We start from the raw sequence: 17,410 nt of genomic DNA, 5'->3' as shown, positions 1-17,410 counted from the left end.
GCAGGCCCTCCGCCTAGGGTTCAAAACCTCGGCTTGACGGTTTTCCAGTCCGGCCGGTAGCGCTGCATCTGCCGCACATCATCACGCTGGCGGATGCCGCAACTGAGAAACTGGTCATGCAGCTTGCCCAGTTGATCCCGGTCCAGCTCCAAACCCAGACCCGGCGCACGGGTGATTTTCACGCAGCCGTTGACGATCGGCAGCTTGCCCCCCTTGATCACCTCCTCATCCGGCTCCTGCCACGGGTAATGGGTGTCGCAGGCGTAGTCCAGGTTCGGCACCGCCGCCGCCACATGGGCCATGGCCATCAGGCTGATGCCCAGGTGCGAGTTCGAGTGCATCGACACACCCAGGCCAAAAGTGCCGCACATCTTCGCCAAGGCCTGGGTGTCCCGCAGGCCGCCCCAGTAATGATGGTCCGCCAGCACAATCTGCACGCTGTTCAGCGCGACGCTGCGACGAAACTCGTCGAAATCGGTGACCACCATGTTGGTCGCCAGCGGCAGGCCCGTACGTTTGTGCAGTTCGGCCATACCCTCCAGCCCCGGCGTCGGGTCTTCGTAATATTGCAGGTCATCGCCCAGCAGTTCAGCCATGCGAATGGAGGTTTCCAGGGACCAGTTGCCATTGGGGTCGATGCGCAACGGATAGCCGGGAAACGCCCGTTTCAGCGCTTTGATGCACGCCACTTCATGCTCCGGATCGAGGGCGCCGGCCTTGAGCTTGATGCTCTTGAAACCATAGTCCTCGATCATCCGCCGGGCCTGGGCAACGATTTGCTGTTCGTTGAGCGCCTCGCCCCAGCTGTCCGGTGGATACGGCGAATCGATGTGCTCGGCATACTTGAAAAACAGATACGCGCTGAACGGAATCTCATCGCGAATCGCGCCACCCAGCAGATCCACCAGCGGCACATTCAAGTAATGGGCCTGCAGGTCCAGGCAGGCCACCTCAAACGCCGAATAAGCATTGCTCACCGCCTTGCTCGCATGGGAGCCCGGCGCCAGTTCGGCCCCGGCGACGCTGGCCGGTTTATGGGCGGCCACGGTGGCCTGGACGATGGCCCGTAACTGATTGAGGTTGAACGGGTCCAGGCCGATCAACTGACTTTGTAGTTGCTGTTGGATCGCCAGGGCCGGGGCATCGCCGTAGCTCTCGCCGAGGCCGATGTAACCGTTGTCGCTCTCGATTTCGATGATCGAGCGCAACGCGTACGGCTCGTGGATACCGCTGGCGTTGAGCAACGGTGGATCGCGAAACGCAATGGGTGTGACAGTGACGCGTTTGATCTTCATACAGCGGCTCCCGATGGGCCAGGGTTCAAGGCTTGACGTGTCTGCGGCTGATCGACTTCAGTAACGGTTTCAGGCCGGCCGGACAGTGAGTCCGGGGTGTCGCGCTTCGGCGCGGTGCGGGCGAAAAAGATCACCACGGCGGCGACCAGCGAGGTGATGGCCAATCCATACAGGCCACCCTCGATGGAACCGGTGGTCTGCTCCAGGAAACCAAACGCCGTAGGCGCGACGAAGCCGCCAAGGTTGCCGATGGAGTTGATCAAGGCAATCACCGCCGCCGCGATGCGCGCATCCAGGTAACCCTGGGGAATCGGCCAGAACAACGCCGATGCCGCCTTGAAACCGATCGCCGCAAAACAGATCGCGACGAAGGCGAAAATCGGCCCGCCGGTGGTGGACATGAACATGCCGAACGCGGCGATCACCAGCGTCACCGCGACCCAGGCCTGCTGGAATTTCCATTTGCCGGCCAGGGCGGCGAAGCCGTACATCGCCACGATGGAAATGATCCATGGAATGGAGTTGAACAAGCCGACCTGAAAGTCCCCCAGGTTGCCCATTTTCTTGATCATGCTCGGCAGCCAGAACGTGGCGCCGTAGATAGTCAGGGCGATGGAGAAGTAGATGAAGCAGAACAGCGCGATCTGCCGGTCGGCCAGCAACTTGAACATCGACGGCTTGATCACCTGCGCGGCTTCCCGGGCCCGTTGCTCTTCGGCAATGGCGGCGATCAGCACGGTTTTCTCGTCGTCGGTCAACCATTTGGCCTGGCTCGGATGGGATTGCAGCCAGAACCAGACGAACCCGCACAACACGATGGAAGCAAAGCCCTCGATCAGGAACATCCACTGCCAACCGTGCAGGCCCAGCCCGCTGAGGTGCAGCAATGCGCCAGACACCGGGCCGGAGATCACCGAGGCGATGGCGGAACCGCTGAGGAAAATCGCCATGGCCTTGCCGCGTTCGTTAGCGGGCAGCCATTGGGTGAAGTAGTAGATGATGCCGGGAAAGAACCCCGCCTCCGCCGCGCCAAGGATGAAGCGCAGCACATAGAAGCTGGTTTCGCCGCGCACAAAGGCCATGGCCATCGCCGCTGCGCCCCAGGTGAACATGATGCGCGTCAGCCACGCCCGGGCGCCGTAGCGTTGCAGCAGCATATTGGACGGTACTTCGAACAGCGCATAGCCGACGAAGAACAGCCCGGCACCTAGCCCGTAGGCGGCGGCGCCGATACCCAGGTCGGTTTCCAGGTGACTGCGCACAAAGCCGATGTTGACCCGGTCGATGTAGTTGACGATGAACATCACCACCACCAGCGGCAGTACATGACGTTTGACCTTGGCCGCCGCGAGCGCCAGGGTGCTGTCATGGGTGGAGTCCGTTACGTTATTCAAGGGTGCCTCCCGATCGTTGTTTTTGTGGGGAACGGGACGATGATGGACGTGGTGGATTGTTCCCGTCTAATCTAACTTGGCACTTGATTGATACCTGGATTGAATCAATGTTTGAACTGGCCCAGCTGCGCTGCTTCACCACGGTGGCGACCGAACTCAACTTCCGTCGCGCCGCCGAACGCCTGAACATGACCCAGCCACCACTGAGCCGGCAGATCCAATTGCTGGAACACCACCTCGGTGTCGAACTGTTCACCCGCAGTACCCGCAGCGTGGCGCTCACCGCCGCCGGCCGGGCGTTTTTCATCGAGGCGCAGAACCTGTTGGAACAGGCGCAACAAGCTGCCGTAGCCGCCAAACGTTTTGCCCAAGGCGACATTGGCTCGGTCACCATCAGCTTCGTCGGCAGTGCGGTGTATGAGTTTTTACCCAAGGTGATTGCCGAGGCGCGGCTGAAACAGCCCCAAGTGAAGATCGTCCTGGCGGAAATGAACACCTACCAGCAACACGAAGCCCTGCGCGCCCGGCGCATCGACCTGGGGATCGTCCGTTCGCCACTCCTGGAAACCGGTTACGCCACCGAATGCCTGGTGCGTGAGCCCTTCGTACTGGCGGTGCCTGCCGGACATCCGCTGGCCAATGCCAAGACCGTGGGCGTCCAGGACCTGGACGGTCAACCGTTCCTCATGTACTCCCATTCCGCCTACCCGCCCTTCAACGAACTGCTCACCGGCATGCTGCGCTCGGCCCGGGTCGCGCCGCAATTCGTGCAATGGCTGGGGTCGTCGCTGACGATCCTGGCGCTGGTCAACGCCGGCATGGGCCTGGCACTGGTGCCGCGATGCGCCACCAGCGTGGTGTTCAAGCAGGTGGTGTTTCGCGAGATCGACCTCGGCGAAGGGGTGCAGAGCGAGTTGCACCTGGTGTGGCGCCAGGACAACGACAACCCGGCGTTTACCATGTTGTTGGAGGGGATTCGGGGGGCGGTTCGAGAGGGGTTGTGAAGGCCGCCAGCAACGTTGTGACATGTGAGATCCGTGGCGAGGCAGCTTGCTCCCTCGCCACATTGCACAAGCCCCACCCTACCCCCTGGCTGGATTTTGCCAGTGGACCAACGACCTGCCTATTCCCGTCGCCCCAGACAAGTTGTACGATGACCGATGAGGGCGACGCAAAACCGCTCCTCAGTTCCCGATACCTACAAAAATAAGGAAATCCCCATGAAAAAAACCACACTGGTCATCAGCTTCCTGTGCCTGTTCAGCGGCTACGCAGCGGCAGCCACTTCATCGCCCGAGCAAGACGTGGCCCAGGCCGTCGAGCACCTGACCCAAGCCATGCTGCACAAAGACATCCCACAACTGCAGGCATTGGCCGCCGAAAACCTGACCTACGGGCACTCCAGCGGGAACATCCAGGACAAAAAAGCCTTCATCGCCGACATCGAAACCGGCAAGAGCGCGTTCAAGACCCTGGAAATGAAGAACCAGAAAATCACCCTGTCTGGCGATGTGGCGCTGGTGCGTAACCATTTCTCGGCGCAGGCGCTCAAGGGTACTGAAGTGGTTCCCACCGAAATCGAGAACTTCCAGATCTGGCAGAAGCAGAAAAATGGCAAGTGGTTGCTGATTGGTCGTCAGGCGTTTCGGTTCTGATATTAGGTTGACTCAGGTGTTTTCTGTGGCGAGCTTCTGCTGAGCGCTTCGCACTCAGGCGGGAGCAAGCTCCCTCGCCACAGGGAACGCCTTGGCCCGAAGTTATCGTCAGGCTCCCGCCCACTGTTCGCGATGCTGCAAGAGAAAATCCACGAAGGCCCGCACCCGTTGCGGCATGTAGCGGCCGTGGGGGTAGAGCAAGGTGAAAGGACGTGAGCGGCCCGCGAAGGGCTGCAGGACCTCTACCAGGCGACCGTCCGCCAGCTCCTGTTCGACGATAAATCTGTAGGTCTGGAACAACCCCGCGCCATGCTTGGCCAATGTCACCCCGCCCAGCACATCATCCGAACAGCAATAGCCACCCTGGCCGAATACCTCCCGCTCCTTGCCATCGACATCGAACAACCAGGAAATCCGTCGCCCGCTGCTGGGCAGTTCGAACTGGATGCACTCGTGATCGGCCAGGTCTTCAAGAACCTGTGGCGTGCCGGCCTTGTGCAGGTAGTCCGGTGCCGCGACTACCACCAGTTTCGCGTCTTCCAGCAACCGGGCGATCAAGGAAGAGTCCGGCTGGGCGCGCACCCGGATCGCCAGGTCATAACCCTCGGCCACGAAGTCGATGTTTCGATTGCTCAAGTGCAGGTCCACCGTCACTTGCGGGTACAACGTCCGAAAGGCCGGCAGCAAGGGCAGGATCCGGTGATGAGCGTACGTAGTGGGCAGGCTGATGCGCAGTAGCCCGGACGGCACTGATTGCGCGCCCATCATCTCCTGTTGCGCCTCGACCAACTGGGTCAACGCCTGCCGACACTGCTCAAAATAGGTCTTGCCGGCTTCGGTCAGGCGGATGCTGCGCGTAGTTCGCACAAAAAGGCGCGAGCCCAGGCGCTCCTCCAGGCGAAAGATCGAACGGCTCACCGCCGCCGGGGTAACGCCCGCCGCCTGGGCCGCCGCGGTGAAACTGCCCGCCTCGGCCGCCAGGCAAAACAGCTCTATGCTGCCCAACTGCAAGTCTTCGAAATGCCGCTTCATGATTCATTACACCGCGTATCAACTGAAGATCCCAGGCGCCTGTTTATCAGCCGCGAGCGTATAAATATAGTGGCCCCAGCTGCGCGGGAAACATCCTGCGCTCATTTCCCACGAGCAGGAGTGCAACATGCCCTTCGTCAATGTACGTATTACCCGCGACGGCGTTACCCGCGAGCAGAAAGCCCAGGTGATTGCCGAAATCACCGAAACCCTCCAGCGCGTGCTGGGCAAGGACCCACACTTGACCCATATCGTGATCGAGGAGGTTGATACGGATAACTGGGGGTATGCGGGGATCACCACGACTGAGTATCGAAGTCTGCCCAAGGAATGACGTTCTAAACTTCCGAGCCCGGTCCGATTGACCGGGCTTTTTTGTGCCTGATGATGACTCCTGTGGGAGCGGGTGGTGAACATAAAAATTGATTACATGAGGTATCAACTCAAATACCAGAACCCCCATTTATCAACCCACAACACATCAATACCCTGATCTCAACCACCGCCCCCCAGGCGCAACGGTTTCCACTCAACGTGATCAGGAGTTCAATCATGAGCCTCAACAAAACCGTCATCATCACCGGCGCCTCCAGCGGCATCGGCCTTGGCTTGGTCAAGGCATTTCTCGATCATGGCTATAACGTGGTGGGCAACGCCCGTTCCCAATCTGGCCTGGACGATGCCGCCGGCCAACTCGGGCACCCGGCCAGCTTCATCGGCGTGGCCGGCGATGTCGCCGATCCGGCCACTTCCGCCACCCTCATTACCCAAGCCATCAAGGCGTTCGGTGCCGTGGACGGGCTGGTGAACAACGCGGGGTTCTTCCTGCCAAAACCCTTCGTCGAATACAGCCCCCAGGACCTGGACGCGCTGCTGGACACCAACCTCAAAGGGCTCGTCTACGCCAGCCAGGCTGCCGCCGCCCACATGATTGGCCGCCAGCAAGGTTTCATCATCAACATCTCCGCCGCTGTGGCCCTGCAACCGAACATCCAGGTGCCAGCGGCGTTGCCGGTGTTGATCAAGGGCGGCGTCAACCAGATGACCCGTGCCCTGGCACTGGAACTGTCCCCCACAACATCAAGGTCAACGCCGTCGCCCCCGGCATCATCGACACGCCGATGCATGATCCGGCGCACCGCGAGTTCCTCAACAACCTGGCCCCTGCCGGTCGGGTGGGCACCATCGAGGAAATTGCCGAGGCCGTGCTGTACCTGGCGGGCGCGGATTTTACCACCGGCGCGATATTGCCAGTGGATGGCGGGATGAGTACCGGCAAGTGGTAAAAAAGAAAAACCCCGGAGGCTGAGCCTGCGGGGTTTCCATGAAGCATTGGACTCAGAGCGTGTAGGAGATCCCGGCCTGCACCGTCCGCGGTGCGCCTGGATAGGCGTAGACGCCACCAAACGCGCCTTCTTCATAATCGGCGTCGAACAGGTTCTTCAGGTCCAGGTTGAGGCGAATCCGCTCGTTGACCTTGTAGTAGCCGAGCAGGTCGACGACGGTGTAGCTGTCCATGGTAAAGGCGTTGGCCGCCGTGTTGCCGGCCCGCTCGCCGACGTACTTGCCGCCCAGCCCCAGGCCCAGGCCTTTGAGACCGCCATCCTGGAACTCGTAGACGTTCAACAGGCTGAAGGTGTTCCGGGGCACGTTGAGCAGGCGGGTGCCGGTCGGGATATTAATGTCCTTGGTCACCTCGGCGTCCACATAGGCGTAGCCACCGATCATGCGCCATTGTGGCGTGAGGTTGCCCGCCACGTTCAGGTCAAAACCACGGCTGCGCACTTCGCCGGCGGCCACGTTGAATGTGGAATCCAGTGGGTCGGGCGTGAGCACGTTGCGCTTTTCGATCTGGTAGATCGCCGCGTCGACGCTCAACTGACGATCCAGCGCTTCCCACTTGACGCCCATTTCGTAGGACTTGCCCTCCTCCGGCTTGAACCCGCCCCCTTGGAGGCTGGCACCGGTGTTGGGTTTGAAAGAGCGAGCGGTGTTGGCGTAGACCGCCACGGTGTCGGTCAGGTCGTAGATCACCCCCAGGCGCGGGGTGACGGCGCTGTCAGTGACATCCCAGTTCCTGCTGCCGGGCCGGACTTGAGGGACGAACGTCTCGTACTCATGCTCAAAACGCTCGAAACGCGCACCGGCCAGCAGTTTCAAGCGCTCCGTAAGCGCCACTTGATCCTGGACGAACACGCCGAACGTCTTGAGGTTTTCCTCATCATTGGTGGGCGTGCGCGTCAGCGCCGGACGCGGCTGGCCATACACTGGATCGAAGATATCGATCGGGTATGCACCGGCCCCGGCGGCGGAACGCTGGATGATGGACTTGTAGTCGTAGTCTTCGTACTCGATGCCGGTCAACAACGTGTGCTCGAACCCACCAGTGGAAAAATGCCCGGTGAGGTTCAACTGAGTGTCGTGGTCGGTCCATTCCAGTTTGCGGTAGTTGAAATTACGCCCCAGGGTGCGTCCATCGGCAGCGATGCCGTTGCCTTCCACCGCGTTGCCCTGCAACGTACCGTCGAGCCACTGGGTGCCGCCGGCGAGGGTCCAGTCATCGTTGAGCATGTGTTCGAAACGCACTTGCAGCATGTTGTTGTCGTTGTGCAGTTTGCCGGCGTCTTTTTCGCCGAAAAACGTATCCCGCGACGCGGTGCCGCGCTGCCCGGGATAGTGCGTCAAGCCGCGGTCCAGCGGCGCATTGTTGCGCATGAAATCGCCTTCGAAGGTCAGGCGCGTGGTGTCGTTGACCTGCCAGGTGACCACCGGCGCGATGCCGTAACGCTCGGTCTCGACGTGGTCGCGGAACGTATCACCGCCCTCACCGATCACGTTCAGGCGATAGGCCAGGCTTCCTTGTTCATCCAGTGGGCCGGAGGCATCCAGCGTGCCACGGCGCATGCCCTGGTCGCTGACCTGGCTGCCCAAAGTCACCGTGCGCTCGGCCAAAGGTTGTTTGGACACCACGTTGAAGGTACCGCCCGGGTCGCCACGGCCGTACAGCATGGTCGCCGGCCCCCGCAGCACTTCCAGGCGCTCGATGGTGTTGGCGTCAGGCATGTTCGGGTAGCCACGGTTGATCGGGAAGCCATTGCGATAGAACTCCCCCGTGGTGAAGCCGCGCACGGTGAACGTGGTCAAACCCTGGCCGCCAAAGTTATTGCCCCGGCCTACCCCACCGGCGTAATCGAGGGCGTCTTGCAGGCGTGTGGCACCGAGGTCTTCGACCACGTCGCGGGACACCACGGAAATCGATTGCGGGGTTTCATGGATCGCGGTGTCGGTACGGGTTGCGCTGGCGGAACGGGTGGCGTGATAACCCTTCACTGGCCCCTGGGCTGTCTCATAGTCCGACTCGCCGACGATGTCCGTGGCTTGCAGTTCGAGGGTCGCCGGGTTGGCGGCGATGGGCTCCTCTGCCCAGGTGGGAATGGAGTAAGCCTGGAGCACACACAGTGATACAAGAATCCGACGCATCGATGCACAATCCTAATGAAAGAACACCGGCCACTTTGGGGGCCGACAAGAATGTGTCGCGAAAGATACATGAACTCATTCTTGTTTGATATATATTCCCATTAACGTTGTCATTTTTGCTGAGCCGACCTCCTGTGGGAGCGGGCTTGCTCGCGAAAGCGGTGTATCAGTCAATATCAATGGTGCCTGACACGACGCCTTCGCGAGCAAGCCCGCTCCCACAGTTGAAATCGCTGTCCCCCTAACCATCACCCGCAACGCTCACTGAAGCACAACCGACTCCTCCTCAACCCGCTGAAAGAACCTCTGCGCACGAATATCCTGGGTATAGGCCACGTTCAGCCGCAGCCAGTCAGACGCCTCCCCCTCGGGCAGAAACGTCGAGCCCTGGGACAGTTGGACGTGCAGTTCCCGGGCAATCTGCTGCACTCGCGTTGCCTCCAGTCGCCGGGGCCTGGCCCAGATAAACAGGCCCCCCGTCGGTTCGGCAAAGACCTCCCAATGCGCCGGGTCCAGTTGGCGCAGCGTATTCGCCATCTGTTTATTCAGGCGCTGGCGCAAGCGTTGGATCAACTTGCGGTAAGCGCCGTTGGCCAATAACGTCGCCACCACGTTTTCGGCCAGCAGCGAGCAACCGATGCCGGTGATCATCTTGACCTCGGCCAGTCGATTGACGATTTCGGGCTGGGCAACCACATAACCGATGCGCAGCGAGCTGGACAGCGTCTTGGAGAAACTCGCGAGGTAAATCACCCGGTCCAGGGCGTCGAGGGTCGCCAGGCGCGACGTCGGGCCGTTCTGGAAGTCGGCGTAGATGTCGTCCTCGATGAGCCGAAAGTCGTGCAGCGTGGCCAGTTGCAGCAAACGATACGCCACGCTCGGCGCCAGGCTGGTACCGGTGGGGTTCTGGTACATGCTGTTGATGAAGAAATACGTGGGTTTGTGCTGGCTCAGGATTCGCTCCAGGCTGGCGATATCCGGTCCCTGGGCGGTCCTGGGTACCGCCAGGGTCTTGACCCCATGCAGCTGCAACAGATTGAACAGATTGTAATAACCGGGGCTCTCCACCAACACCAGGTCGCCGGGTTTGAGCAGCGTCCGCACCAGCAGGTCAAGGCCATGACTGGCGCCTTGGGTGGTGAGAATCTGCCGCAGATCGGCGTGGATATCGATCAGGCCCAGGCGCTTCTGAATGTGCAGACGCAGCTGAGGGGAGCCCAGCGCGGTGCTGTAATTGAACAAGGCCTGGCTGTCGCTGCGCACCACCTGGCGGATGGCCTGGCCCAGGTCGGTGTCGTCACGCCAGGCGTCGGGCAGCCAGCCACAGCCCAGCTTGAGTTGCGTCGATTGATTGTCGAATAACCGCCAGCGCGTATTGTCCGTTTCAATGTCTGGCACCGTGGGCTGGGACAACGGCTGCGCGACGAAGAAGCCCGCCCCATGGCGCGACTCCAGCACACCGACGGCCACCAATTGGTCATAAGCCTTGATCACGCTCGACAGGCTCAGGCCATTTTCCTGGGCCAATTGACGGATGGAAGGCATGCGCGCGCCGGGACGGATGCCATGGGACTCGATCCAACCCATGACGTGAGTTACCAGTTGCCGGATCAGCGGCTCAGCAGCATTGCGATCAATGTTCAGGTCCATGGCGCGCACTCTGCCCAAGTGTTCTTGAATTTCGAGCGAACAGTTAAGCACAAAAGGCCTTTGTCTGTTCCTTGTTTGCACTGTGCCCGGACGTGATAGTCCCCAAGGACTTCACACCCCTTAAGGAACACCCTTGAACACACAGCATCGACATGCGTGGGGACTGGCTTTCGGCCTTTGCCTGATCACCCTGGCGGTCAACCTGCAAGCACCGCTGTACACCACCTACGCGCAGTTGTCCGGCTACGGTGCCGGTGCCACGGCGGTAGCATTTTCCGCTTACGTGCTGGGCGTGTTGCCGGTCCTGCTGGCCTTCGGCGGGCTGGCCGACCGGGTGGGCCGCAGGCCGTTGATCCTGATCGCCCTGGCTCTGTCGATGCTGGCAACCGTGGTGACATTGCTCTGGCCGAGCCTGGTGGCGCTGGGTGTGGCGCGCTTGATGATGGGCGTCGGCACCGGGTTGGCCTCGGCGACGGCGACCGCTTATATGACAGAGCTGATGGCCTCCCGGGATGCCCGTTCACCGGCCAACCGGGTCACCGCCAGCACCTCCCTGGGATTTGGCCTGGGCGCCGCATTGACCAGTCTGTTCCTGTTCGCCCACCACAGCGTCACACCCGGCAGTTTCTGGCTGCAACTGCTGCTGGCCGGCATCGCGCTTGTCGTGGTGTGGCGGTTACCGGACCCTGCCGTAAAAATCAAAAACGCACCGCTGTTGCGCCTACCGTTGTTTCCCGCCGGCAGCCTGCCCTATAGCTTTTCCATGCTGCTGGCCTGGGCGACCTCCGGCCTGGTCATCGCTATCCTGCCTTCGGTGCTTGCCACCCACGACCTGCAGCGCTGGTCCGGCCTGTCGACCTTCACCGTGATCAGTTGCGGGCTGCTCTTTCAACCTTGGGTGCGCCGCATGCAACCGGCCAGGGCCACTGGCTTGGGGCTGTTGATCCTGCCCTTGAGCTACGCGTTGCTGGCCTGGGGCGCGAGTGTTGGTTCCCTGGTCGCTGTTCTACTCGGGGCACTGGGCGCCAGCAGTGCGTGTTATGGCTTTCTGTACCTGGGTGGATTATCCGCCGTCACGGCCATGGCCGGCGCGGAAAAGGCGCGGGTCAGCGCCGGTTTTTTCCTGTTTGCCTATGTCGGCTTCAGCATCCCGGTGGTGGTGACCGGTTTGTTGGCGGATTATTTCGGTGCCGACGTGGCGTTGATCTTGTTCGGCCTAGTGTTGACAGCCGGGGCGTGTGTTACGGGATTGATCATCGTCCGGACGCAGGCCTACGCCACCCAGCTGTCCCACGGTTGAACACAAAACCTTTGGACAGCGCGCCACAGGTGGAGGCCCGGACAGCTCGACTTGCCCCTGGCAAAGTCGTATACCATATCCCCATCTCAGCCGAACGACCCGCCGCCGTGACCTTATCCAAGTTCAATCTACCTGACCTGGGCAACACCCCCTCCACTTCGGAAATCATCACCCGGCACCTGCGCGATGCCATCGTCGCCGGGCATTTTGCCGAGGACGAGCCGATTCGCCAGGACGACATCGCCCGTCAGTTCAACGTCAGCAAGATCCCCGTGCGTGAGGCCCTCAAGCGCCTGGAGGCCGAGGGCCTGGTGATGTTCCAGCGCAATCGCGGGGCGATGGTCACGCGCGTTTCCGAGGCGGAGTTGGCGCAGATGTTTGAAGTGCGGATGCTGCTGGAGGACAAGGTGCTGCGCCTGGCGATTCCCAACATGACCGAAGAAACCTTCGCCCGCGCCGAGAGTATCTGCCAGGAATTCATCGGTGAGGACGACGTAGGACGCTGGGCGGAACTGAACTGGCAATTGCATGCCTGCCTCTATGAGCCGGCGCAACGACCCTTCCTGGTGAGTTTGATCCGTTCGGTCCATGACAAGCTGGAGCGCTACTTGCGCATGCAAATGAGCCTTTCGGCTGGCAAGGAGCGCGCCGACCACGAGCACCGGGAAATCCTCGACGCCTGCCGCGCCGGTGATGTCGAACGGGCGGTGAAGCTGCTGGATGAACACATCGCCGGGGTCTGCAAGACGCTGTTCGAGTTCCTGCCTTCCAGCCATTGAGCCTGCCCGAAATATCGAGTCGATGATCGACTCGGTATTTCTTGAGGACCTATACATATGTACCGCAGCGACTGTCCGACGTCGCTCTAGAATCAGGTGCCTTGGTTATCTGAAACAGACACTTGCTTTCCATGACACATCCATTCGACACCTTCATCGACACCCTTTCTGTGACGGCCTCCATAAAGGATCAAAACTGGGCGGGCACGGACGACAGCATCTATATATCGATGGGCCCCTTGGGTCAGATGCAGTTGTTCTGTGAAGCGCCCAGAGTGGGGCAAGTTATCCACGTGGATATCGACATTACCCGGATGTTCGGCCGACCACGTATTTCACTCATGGAAATTGACGGACTGGTCCTCTACCAGGTGCCCGTCGCACACCCGATCGCTTCTGATGACTGGGCGTTGGAATCGGTGCTGATCAAAGCCAATGACATCTACGCCAATACCTCATTCAAACAGATCAACAAATGGCTCAGAAACTCATCCGCGCACTTGCAATTCGTATGGTCAGGCCATGTTCACTTCGCCGACTGGAAAAATTCCGACCACAGATCCATCGATCTCAACGCCCAGACCTATCCGATCAGGTGGATGCCCTTTATCGGTGACCTGGTGCATTGGCGCTGTTATGACCCTTCGAAAATAGACGGCGTAGGTCAGTTGGTCGGGATGTGGGACGGCAAGTTGATCGGCAATCAACTGAAAACACACACCAGTGAGCTGCTGTCCCCCAACGACCAGTCCAACAGCTACACATGGGTCTATACACCGGAACACGCCATTATTTATAAGCGCTGGGAACATAGCGACCGGGCCAACTATGTAAGGCATAGCCAGCTCGGCAGTGGCAGGCCGGTCATGTGTGCCGGGGAGTTCAGGGTCACCGAACATCGTATGGACCATGTGCTTGCCATGGTCAACGATGCTTCCGGGCACTACCAGCCCGACGGTGGCGCTTGCCTGCGGTATGTGGCCGAGAAGTTCGAGGCCTTGGGGATCAATACCGAGCATATCGAATGGCGATGGCGCAACGCTGACGCCTGACCAGGCTCACCTGGCTGTTGCCGCACTGTGCCGATTTCGTCATCAGCGCCAGATAAATCCATCAAGCCGTCGCCCCCCGGCGCGGGCCACGCTTGCCGTCACTCATCTGAACGGACGTGGCCCCCATGAAACGCATCACCGTGATCGATTCCCACACCGGCGGCGAGCCGACCCGATTGGTCACCGACGGTTTCCCCGACCTGGGTCAAGGCAGCATGGCCGAGCGCCGGCAGCGCCTGGCCGAGCAACACGATGCCTGGCGCACGGCCTGCGTGCTGGAACCCCGTGGCAGTGATGTGCTGGTGGGCGCGCTGCTCTGTGAACCGGTTGACCCACGTGCCTGTGCCGGGGTGATCTTCTTCAACAACAGCGGCTATCTGGGCATGTGCGGTCACGGCACCATCGGCCTGGTGGCGTCGCTGGCCCATCTGGGGCGGATCGGTCCCGGCGTGCACAGCATCGAAACCCCTGTGGGCACGGTACAAGCCACCTTGCACGACGATCACTCGGTCAGCGTGCGCAACGTGCCGGCCTACCGGTACCGCAAGGCTCTGGAACTGGAGGTGCCGGGCATCGGCAAGGTGGTGGGTGATGTGGCCTGGGGTGGCAACTGGTTTTTCCTGATCGCCGACCACGGCCAGCGCGTGGCCGGCGATAACCTCGACACATTGACCGCCTATACCTACGCCGTGCAGCAAGCCTTGGAGCAGCAGGGTTTTCGCGGCGAGGACGGCGGCCTGATCGACCACATCGAACTGTTCGCCGACGACCCGCACGCTGACAGCCGCAACTTCGTGCTCTGCCCCGGCAAGGCCTATGACCGCTCCCCTTGCGGCACCGGCACCAGTGCCAAACTGGCCTGCCTGGCCGCCGATGGAAAACTGCAACCCGGGCAGATCTGGCGCCAGGCCAGTGTCATTGGCAGCGAGTTCGAGGGTTCCTATGAACGCTCGGGCGAACGCATCGTGCCGACGATCCGTGGTCGAGCCTACATCAGCGCCGAGACCACGCTGATCATCGACGCGGATGACCCGTTCGCCTGGGGTATCCGTTCGTGAGCGAGGGCCAGGTCGCCGACGTGATCATCATCGGCGCCGGTATCATCGGCGCTTCCTGCGCCCGGACATTGGCCCAACGTGGCTTGAAAATCCTGGTGCTGGACGCCGGTTGGCACGGCGCAACGGCGGCCGGCATGGGCCATCTGCTGGTACTGGATGACAACCCGGCGGAACTGGCCCTCAGTCAATATTCGCTGCAACGCTGGCGCGAACTGGCCCCGGCCCTGCCCGACGCCTGCGCCTGGCGCAACAACGGCACCCTGTGGCTGGCGGCCGATGCCGAGGAAATGGCCGTGGCCCACAGCAAATACCTGAACCTGCTGGCCCATGGCGAAGCCTGCGAATTGCTCGGCCGCACCGCTCTGCACCAGCGTGAACCCGAGCTGCGCGAAGGCTTGGAAGGCGGCCTGCTGATCAAGGGTGACGGCATCCTCTACGCCCCGGCTGCCGCCCGCTGGATGCTGGACACACCCAACATTCGCCAGCAGCGCGCCCGGGTCAGTGAAGTCGATGGCCACCGCGTGCGCCTTGACGACGGTCGCTGGTTGAGCGCCGAAGCGGTGGTCCTGGCCAATGGCATCCAGGCCACGGAGCTGTGCCCGGAACTGCCCATCGAAGCCAAAAAAGGACACCTGCTGATCACTGATCGCTACCCCGCCACCATCACCCATACGCTGGTGGAACTGGGCTATGTCACCAGCGCCCACAACGCCAGCGGGCCATCGGTGGCGTGCAGTATCCAGCCGCGCCCGACCGGACAAGTGTTCATCGGCGCCTCGCGGCAGTTCGGCACCGTTGACCCGCAGGTGGAAGGCTGGATGTTGGCAAAGATGCTCAAGCGGGCCGTCGAATACATGCCGGGGCTGGCGCAGCTCAATGGCATTCGTGCCTGGACCGGTTTTCGTGCGGCCAGCCCCGACGGCCTGCCGTTGGTGGGCCAACATCCGCAACGTCAGGGACTATGGCTGGCTGTGGGTCATGAAGGTCTGGGGGTCACAACGGCCCCCGCGACCGCCGATCTGCTGGCCGCGCAGTTGTTCAACGAAACGCCGCCACTTGCCGCTCAACCTTACCTGCCACAGCGATTCCTGGGAGAACCGGTCTATGCCTGATCTATTCCTCGACGGCTGCCCGCTGTCGGTCGCCAACGGCACCAGCGTCGCGGCGGCATTGGCGTTGGCCGCGGACGGTTGCAGCCGCACCTCGGTCAGCGGCCAGCGCCGCGCGCCGTTGTGCGGCATGGGCATCTGCCAGGAATGCCGGGTGACGATCGACGGCCATCGACGCCTGGCCTGTCAGACGTTGTGCCGCGATGGCATGCAAGTGCAGACCCGACCATGAACGAAACCACCGACCTGCTGATCATCGGCGCCGGCCCCGCCGGCATGGCGGCCGCCCTGGCGGCAGCAAGCAGCGGCGCGCACATTGTGCTGCTGGACGACAATCCGCTGCCGGGCGGGCAGATCTGGCGCGACGGCCCCCAGGCCAACCTGCCCACCGAGGCACGACGCCTGCGAGAGCAGTTGCATGCCTGCGCTAACGTCCGCTGCCACACCGGCACCCGGGTGATCGCCTGCGCCGCCGATAAAACCCTGTTGGTGGAAGATGCCGAGCGCGGCTGGCAGATCACTTACGAACGCTTGATCCTCTGCACCGGCGCCCGGGAATTGCTGCTGCCCTTCCCTGGCTGGACACTGCCCGGTGTGACCGGTGCTGGCGGCTTGCAAGCCTTGATCAAGGGCGGCCTGCCGGTGTGTGGCGAACGGCTGGTGATCGCCGGCAGCGGACCTCTGCTGCTGGCCAGCGCCGCCACGGCGAAACATCAGGGTGCGCAGGTGCTGCGGATCGCCGAGCAGGCCAGCCGCGCCGCCGTGGCCGGTTTCGCCGCGCAGTTGCCACGCTGGCCGGGCAAGCTCTTCCAATCGATCAGTTTGTTCGACCACCACTACCGCACTGGCTCTTACGTGTTGGAGGCTTTGGGTCGGGAGCGGCTCGAAGGCGTGCGCCTGCTGCAACAGGGCAAGACGATTGAACTGGCCTGCGACCGACTGGCCTGTGGCTTCGGACTCATTGCCAACACCCAACTCGGTCAGGCTCTGGGCTGCGCACTGGCAGGCCAGGCGCTGGCCGTTGACGCCTGGCAAGCCACCACCCGCGTCGGACATTACGCCGCCGGTGAATGCAGCGGTTTTGGCGGCAGCGAACTGGCCCTGGTGGAAGGTGCCATCGCCGGCCACGCCGCCATCGGCAATACTGCGGCGGCCCAGCGCCTGTGGCCCCGCCGCGCACGCTGGCAGGGTTTCGCCCGGGCATTGAACAAGGCGTTTGCCCTCGACGCCCGACTCAAGACCCTGGCCCGCGCCGACACCCTGGTCTGTCGCTGCGAAGACGTGCCGTATGGCGAACTGGCCGGCCAGGAAAACTGGCGCGAAGCGAAGTTGGCGAGCCGTTGCGGCATGGGCGCGTGCCAGGGCCGGGTGTGCGGCGCCGCGCTGGAACATCTGTTCGGCTGGACACCTCCCACCCCGCGCCCGCCGTTCAGCCCGGCGCGAATCGATACCTTGCTGCATCTGGAACAAACCCCACCCTCTTGAGCTCACGCCAGATCCTTCTGTAGGAGCGGGCTTGCTCGCGAATGCGTCGGCACATCCAGCATCGATGCAAGCTGACCCACCGCTTTCGCAAGCAAGCCCGCTCCCACAGTGGACCACGTCG

The 17,410-nt window shown here is 61.9% G+C and carries 15 protein-coding genes and 1 pseudogene; 11 read left to right on the top strand and 5 right to left on the bottom strand.

Going from position 1 to position 17,410, the window contains the following annotated elements; genetic code table 11:
- Positions 1–20: 20 nt before the first annotated feature.
- Entirely contained in the window at positions 21–1,295 is a 1,275-nt protein-coding gene (locus EPZ47_RS14075; RefSeq protein ID WP_135845336.1) for a glucarate dehydratase family protein, read from the bottom strand.
- The gene (locus EPZ47_RS14070) at positions 1,292–2,689 is read right to left on the bottom strand and encodes an MFS transporter (RefSeq protein WP_135845335.1); all 1,398 of its coding nucleotides are present in this window, start codon (positions 2,687–2,689) and stop codon (positions 1,292–1,294) included. Before EPZ47_RS14070 ends, EPZ47_RS14075 begins: the two co-directional genes overlap by 4 nt.
- 107 nt (positions 2,690–2,796) lie before the next feature.
- Between EPZ47_RS14070 and EPZ47_RS14065 the strand changes: the two genes are divergently transcribed.
- Together EPZ47_RS14065 and EPZ47_RS14060 are read left to right on the top strand one after the other, a co-directional pair.
- The gene (locus EPZ47_RS14065; RefSeq protein ID WP_135845334.1) at positions 2,797–3,693 is read left to right on the top strand and encodes a LysR family transcriptional regulator; all 897 of its coding nucleotides are present in this window, start codon (positions 2,797–2,799) and stop codon (positions 3,691–3,693) included.
- Positions 3,694–3,909: 216 nt separating this feature from the next.
- Positions 3,910–4,344, top strand: a complete 435-nt coding sequence (locus tag EPZ47_RS14060) for a nuclear transport factor 2 family protein (protein ID WP_135845333.1) — start codon at positions 3,910–3,912, stop codon at positions 4,342–4,344.
- 108 nt (positions 4,345–4,452) lie between these two features.
- On the opposite strand, the gene EPZ47_RS14055 is transcribed toward EPZ47_RS14060, so the two are convergent.
- Entirely contained in the window at positions 4,453–5,376 is a 924-nt protein-coding gene (locus EPZ47_RS14055; protein WP_135845332.1) for a LysR family transcriptional regulator, read from the bottom strand.
- A 127-nt stretch (positions 5,377–5,503) separates the two neighbouring features.
- On the opposite strand from EPZ47_RS14055, the gene EPZ47_RS14050 reads away from it, so the two are divergent.
- Together EPZ47_RS14050 and EPZ47_RS14045 are read left to right on the top strand one after the other, a co-directional pair.
- The gene (locus EPZ47_RS14050; protein WP_135845331.1) at positions 5,504–5,710 is read left to right on the top strand and encodes a tautomerase family protein; all 207 of its coding nucleotides are present in this window, start codon (positions 5,504–5,506) and stop codon (positions 5,708–5,710) included.
- A gap of 218 nt (positions 5,711–5,928) precedes the next feature.
- Positions 5,929–6,662, top strand: a pseudogene (locus tag EPZ47_RS14045) (SDR family NAD(P)-dependent oxidoreductase).
- Positions 6,663–6,714: 52 nt separating this feature from the next.
- Here the strand turns inward: EPZ47_RS14045 and EPZ47_RS14040 are convergent.
- Together EPZ47_RS14040 and EPZ47_RS14030 are read right to left on the bottom strand one after the other, a co-directional pair.
- On the bottom strand, positions 6,715–8,856 hold the full coding sequence (locus EPZ47_RS14040; RefSeq protein ID WP_135845330.1) for a TonB-dependent siderophore receptor: 2,142 nt from the start codon (positions 8,854–8,856) through the stop codon (positions 6,715–6,717).
- Positions 8,857–9,117: 261 nt separating this feature from the next.
- Positions 9,118–10,506, bottom strand: coding sequence for an aminotransferase-like domain-containing protein (locus EPZ47_RS14030; RefSeq protein ID WP_135845329.1), 1,389 nt, complete (start codon positions 10,504–10,506; stop codon positions 9,118–9,120).
- A 133-nt stretch (positions 10,507–10,639) separates the two neighbouring features.
- On the opposite strand from EPZ47_RS14030, the gene EPZ47_RS14025 reads away from it, so the two are divergent.
- The 7 genes from EPZ47_RS14025 to EPZ47_RS13995 all read left to right on the top strand — a co-directional run bounded on the left by EPZ47_RS14025 (position 10,640) and on the right by EPZ47_RS13995 (position 17,289).
- Positions 10,640–11,806, top strand: a complete 1,167-nt coding sequence (locus tag EPZ47_RS14025) for an MFS transporter (RefSeq protein ID WP_135845328.1) — start codon at positions 10,640–10,642, stop codon at positions 11,804–11,806.
- A 107-nt stretch (positions 11,807–11,913) separates the two neighbouring features.
- Positions 11,914–12,585 (top strand): GntR family transcriptional regulator, encoded by a 672-nt coding sequence (locus EPZ47_RS14020; RefSeq protein WP_135845327.1) that lies wholly within the window; start codon positions 11,914–11,916, stop codon positions 12,583–12,585.
- A gap of 131 nt (positions 12,586–12,716) precedes the next feature.
- The gene (locus tag EPZ47_RS14015; protein ID WP_135845326.1) at positions 12,717–13,637 is read left to right on the top strand and encodes a hypothetical protein; all 921 of its coding nucleotides are present in this window, start codon (positions 12,717–12,719) and stop codon (positions 13,635–13,637) included.
- A gap of 125 nt (positions 13,638–13,762) precedes the next feature.
- A complete protein-coding gene (locus EPZ47_RS14010) occupies positions 13,763–14,695 on the top strand; it encodes a 4-hydroxyproline epimerase (RefSeq protein WP_135845325.1) in 933 nt (310 codons plus the stop codon).
- Positions 14,692–15,807 (top strand): NAD(P)/FAD-dependent oxidoreductase, encoded by a 1,116-nt coding sequence (locus EPZ47_RS14005; RefSeq protein WP_135845324.1) that lies wholly within the window; start codon positions 14,692–14,694, stop codon positions 15,805–15,807. Before EPZ47_RS14010 ends, EPZ47_RS14005 begins: the two co-directional genes overlap by 4 nt.
- Positions 15,800–16,036: a 2Fe-2S iron-sulfur cluster-binding protein gene (locus EPZ47_RS14000; RefSeq protein WP_135845323.1), complete on the top strand. Its 237-nt coding sequence runs from the start codon at positions 15,800–15,802 to the stop codon at positions 16,034–16,036. Before EPZ47_RS14005 ends, EPZ47_RS14000 begins: the two co-directional genes overlap by 8 nt.
- A complete protein-coding gene (locus tag EPZ47_RS13995) occupies positions 16,033–17,289 on the top strand; it encodes an NAD(P)/FAD-dependent oxidoreductase (protein WP_135845322.1) in 1,257 nt (418 codons plus the stop codon). Before EPZ47_RS14000 ends, EPZ47_RS13995 begins: the two co-directional genes overlap by 4 nt.
- Positions 17,290–17,410: the final 121 nt, after the last annotated feature.

It is taken from the genome of Pseudomonas viciae (assembly GCF_004786035.1).
Taxonomy (GTDB): domain Bacteria; phylum Pseudomonadota; class Gammaproteobacteria; order Pseudomonadales; family Pseudomonadaceae; genus Aquipseudomonas; species Aquipseudomonas viciae.
Note: the sequence above shows the minus strand (reverse complement) of the source record. Positions and strands in the feature narration are given on the sequence as shown.

What these genes read in the sequence shown, in the direction of transcription:
- EPZ47_RS14040 (WP_135845330.1), bottom strand. Translation starts at nt 8,856, where the DNA reads ATGCGTCGGATTCTTGTATCACTGTGTGTGCTCCAGGCTTACTCCATT.
- EPZ47_RS14030 (WP_135845329.1), bottom strand. Translation starts at nt 10,506, where the DNA reads ATGGACCTGAACATTGATCGCAATGCTGCTGAGCCGCTGATCCGGCAA.
- EPZ47_RS14015 (WP_135845326.1), top strand. Translation starts at nt 12,717, where the DNA reads ATGACACATCCATTCGACACCTTCATCGACACCCTTTCTGTGACGGCC.
- EPZ47_RS14065 (WP_135845334.1), top strand. Translation starts at nt 2,797, where the DNA reads ATGTTTGAACTGGCCCAGCTGCGCTGCTTCACCACGGTGGCGACCGAA.
- EPZ47_RS14010 (WP_135845325.1), top strand. Translation starts at nt 13,763, where the DNA reads ATGAAACGCATCACCGTGATCGATTCCCACACCGGCGGCGAGCCGACC.
- EPZ47_RS13995 (WP_135845322.1), top strand. Translation starts at nt 16,033, where the DNA reads ATGAACGAAACCACCGACCTGCTGATCATCGGCGCCGGCCCCGCCGGC.
- EPZ47_RS14060 (WP_135845333.1), top strand. Translation starts at nt 3,910, where the DNA reads ATGAAAAAAACCACACTGGTCATCAGCTTCCTGTGCCTGTTCAGCGGC.
- EPZ47_RS14050 (WP_135845331.1), top strand. Translation starts at nt 5,504, where the DNA reads ATGCCCTTCGTCAATGTACGTATTACCCGCGACGGCGTTACCCGCGAG.
- EPZ47_RS14075 (WP_135845336.1), bottom strand. Translation starts at nt 1,295, where the DNA reads ATGAAGATCAAACGCGTCACTGTCACACCCATTGCGTTTCGCGATCCA.
- EPZ47_RS14055 (WP_135845332.1), bottom strand. Translation starts at nt 5,376, where the DNA reads ATGAAGCGGCATTTCGAAGACTTGCAGTTGGGCAGCATAGAGCTGTTT.
- EPZ47_RS14000 (WP_135845323.1), top strand. Translation starts at nt 15,800, where the DNA reads ATGCCTGATCTATTCCTCGACGGCTGCCCGCTGTCGGTCGCCAACGGC.